This is a genomic window from Mesorhizobium sp. (genome assembly GCF_004962925.1).
In the GTDB taxonomy this organism is placed as follows: Bacteria; Pseudomonadota; Alphaproteobacteria; order Rhizobiales; family Rhizobiaceae; genus Mesorhizobium.
On the sequence record NZ_SUEO01000010.1, the window covers coordinates 56,410 to 59,415 of the forward strand.

Consider the following 3,006-nt stretch of genomic DNA (forward strand, 5'->3'; position numbering starts at 1 on the left):
GAATCGGCCAGAGCTGCCTCTATGATGCCGTCCAGTGCCTCGACATGGGCGCGCGCGGCGATTTCGGGCACGACGCCGCCGAAGGCGGCATGCTCCTCGATCTGGCTGAGCACGATATCGGACTGGATTTTGGGCACGCCGCTGCCATCCAGCGTCACCACGCTGGCGGCGGTTTCGTCGCAACTCGTCTCAATGCCCAGAACGCGGATCAATTCGTCGCTGTCCCTAGAAGATTGTATAGCTGGCCTTTCCCCGTTAGGAGAAGGCCCGGAAAACGGCCTCAATCTGCCGGGGTTAACACGGACGGCGCGCCATGCAAACAACCTTGAAAATCGGAACACGCGGCAGCCCGCTGGCGCTGGCGCAGGCGCATGAAACGCAGGCGCGGCTGATGGCCGCGCACGGCCTGCCGGTTGAGGCGTTCGAGGTGGTCGTCATCTCGACCAGTGGCGACCGCATCCAGGACCGGCCGCTGTCGGAAGCCGGTGGCAAGGGCTTGTTCACCAAGGAAATCGAGGAGGCGCTGCTGGCGCGACGTATCGATATCGCCGTGCATTCGTCAAAGGACATGCCGACGGTGTTGCCCGACGGGCTGGAACTGTCCGCTTTCCTGCCGCGCGAGGATGCCCGCGACGCTTTCGTCGGCAAGGCGGCGAAGACAATCGCCGGATTGCCGCAGGGCGCGAAGGTCGGCTCGTCGTCGCTCAGGCGCCAGGCATTGATCCGGCGCATGCGGCCGGACCTCGACGTGGTGATGTTCCGCGGCAATGTGCAGACGCGGCTCCGCAAGCTCGACGAGGGCGTTGCCGACGGCACCATCCTTGCCTATGCCGGGCTGAAGCGGCTCGGGCTCGAAGATGTCATCACCGATCTGATGCCGCTCGACACCTTTCCGCCGGCGCCGGGGCAAGGCGCGATCTGCATCGAACGCCGCATCGGCGACCGCGACGTGGAAAGGATGCTGACGGCAATCCATGATTTGCCGACCGGACAGGCGCTGGCGTGCGAGCGAGCCTTCCTGGCGGCGCTCGACGGGTCATGCCGCACGCCGATCGCCGGCCATGCGACGATATCAGACGGAACGGTCTTCTTCGCCGGGCTGATCATCTCGCCGGATGGCACGCAATCACATGAGGTCGAGGCGCACGGACCGGCGCACGATGCCGCGCGCGTTGGCAACGAAGCCGCCAGGACCGTGCGGGCCAAGGCCGGCGAAAAATTCTTCGACGGCTGGGCCTGACATGCGTCGTGTCCTGGTGACGAGGCCGGAACCGGGCGCCTCGCGCACGGCGCAGCGGCTTGAGGACCTGGGTTTCCAACCGATCCTGCTGCCATTGACCGAAATGGTCGCTCTGCCGGTCGATGTGGACGGGGTCGCAAACAATGCCGCAGCCGTTGCGGTCACCAGCGCCAATGCCGTGCGCCATGCGCCGAAGGAGATCATCGCGGCGCTCGCCGCCTTGCCCTGCCATGCCGTCGGCAGACGGACAGCGGAAGCGGCCCGCGCTGCGGGATTCCTGTCGGTCAGCGAAGGCCCCGGCGATGCCGAGGCGCTGGCGGATGCGCTTGCCGGCGGCTTCACGGCAAAGACGATCATCTATCTGTGCGGACGCGTGCGATTTCCGGCGTTCGAGGCGCGGCTGAAGGCCGCTTGTGTCCTCGTCCGCGCCATCGAGACCTACGACACCGTCGCACTGGACCATTCGGACGCTGCAATCCTTGCGCGCCTGTCTGGCCAGCCGGTTGAAGCGGTGCTTCTTTATTCGGCCAAGGCGGCGACAGCGATGCAGGCCCTGGCTGGCCGGCCGGCGTTGCGTGGTCTTTTTGAAGAGACATGGTTTTTCGTCCTGTCCGGACGTATCGCCGCAGCCTTGGAGACTGTCGCCTCAGAAAAGCTCCGTGTTGCGCCGGAGCCCAGCGAGGAGGCGTTGCTGGAGCTTTTGCGGACGTGGCGTTGACCCCGTGTCATCACGCCGCCCCTTTTCACCGCTTGGTGATGTGCTAGACCCTTTCTGAACCATCCCGAAGCGAATTTTGCGGAGCCCAAGCATGGTCAAGACGCCGAAGATGCGGCATTCGAAAAGCCGTCGCGAGCCGGTGACCATCGAACTCGAACCCGGCGCCGTTTCGCGCGTTGCCGGCGAGGATGCCGCCAACGGGCGGACCGACGAGGCGAAGGCGGAGGAGGCGGCAAACGCGTCCCAGCCGGCAGCGCCTGAAGAACCCATGCATGCCGACCAGACCGACATCGAGCCGTGGGAACATGCTGACGCCGGCCCGGAAGAGCCGGCAGGCGGCGGCGTCAAAGGTCCTGAAGGACCCAAACCGACTTATCCGGCGGGCTCGGAGGCATCGGCGGACCGGGCCTTCGACTACAGTTTCGACGACGCATCTGCCAAAGCCAGCGGGATGGGGGCCGAAGAAGCGCCGAAGGACGCCCAGACAGGGAATGAAGACATGGCAGCGCAGCCGAAGCGTGGCGGCATCAACGGCATCGCTGCCGGCATCATCGGCGGCGTTATCGCGCTCGCCGCAGCCGGAGGGCTGCAGTTTGCCGGCCTGCTCGGCGCGCCAGGGGCTGGCGATGCCTCGGGCGTATCGCTCGATGGCGTCAATGGCGAAATCGCTTCGCTGAAGACCGAGATCGCCGGGCTCAAGGACACAGCCGGCAGCAATGATGCGTCGGCCAAGGTGGACGGGCTGTCGTCGGCGCTGGATCAGGTCAAGACGGATGTCGCGTCGCTAAAATCGGCGGTCGAGCAGGGTGGGGCCGGCGACACTGCCGGGCTTGCAGCCCTTGGCGACAAGGTCAGGCAGATCGAGACGACGGTTGCGGCCCTTGGCCAGGCAGGCAACACGGCGCCGGTCGATCTCGGGCCGATCAACGAAAAGCTGACAGGGCTCGACGCGGCGGTGAAATCCGTCGGTGAGGCGGCGACGGCGCAGGACGGCCGGCTTGCGGCACTGGAACAGTCAGTGTCGCAGCTTTCCGGCAAGGTCGAGTCA

General features: G+C 65.9%; 2 protein-coding genes and 2 pseudogenes. 3 read left to right on the forward strand and 1 reads right to left on the reverse strand.

The annotated features are described in order from the left end of the window. Positions 1-209, reverse strand: a pseudogene (locus tag E5W87_RS04540) (tRNA (adenosine(37)-N6)-threonylcarbamoyltransferase complex transferase subunit TsaD); the annotation flags it as partial. 104 nt (positions 210-313) lie between these two features. Between E5W87_RS04540 and hemC the strand changes: the two are divergent. The 3 genes and pseudogenes from hemC to E5W87_RS04555 all read left to right on the forward strand — a co-directional run. Then, a complete protein-coding gene (gene hemC, locus E5W87_RS04545; protein ID WP_292394440.1) occupies positions 314-1,240 on the forward strand; it encodes a hydroxymethylbilane synthase in 927 nt (308 codons plus the stop codon). 1 nt (position 1,241) lies between these two features. After that, a complete protein-coding gene (locus E5W87_RS04550) occupies positions 1,242-1,958 on the forward strand; it encodes a uroporphyrinogen-III synthase (RefSeq protein WP_292394442.1) in 717 nt (238 codons plus the stop codon). 91 nt (positions 1,959-2,049) lie between these two features. Beyond that, a pseudogene (locus E5W87_RS04555) lies at positions 2,050-3,006 on the forward strand (phage tail protein); the annotation flags it as partial.

Coding starts and splice junctions, on each gene's coding strand:
- E5W87_RS04550 (WP_292394442.1), top strand. CDS start 1,242: ATGCGTCGTGTCCTGGTGACGAGGCCGGAACCGGGCGCCTCGCGCACG.
- hemC (WP_292394440.1), top strand. CDS start 314: ATGCAAACAACCTTGAAAATCGGAACACGCGGCAGCCCGCTGGCGCTG.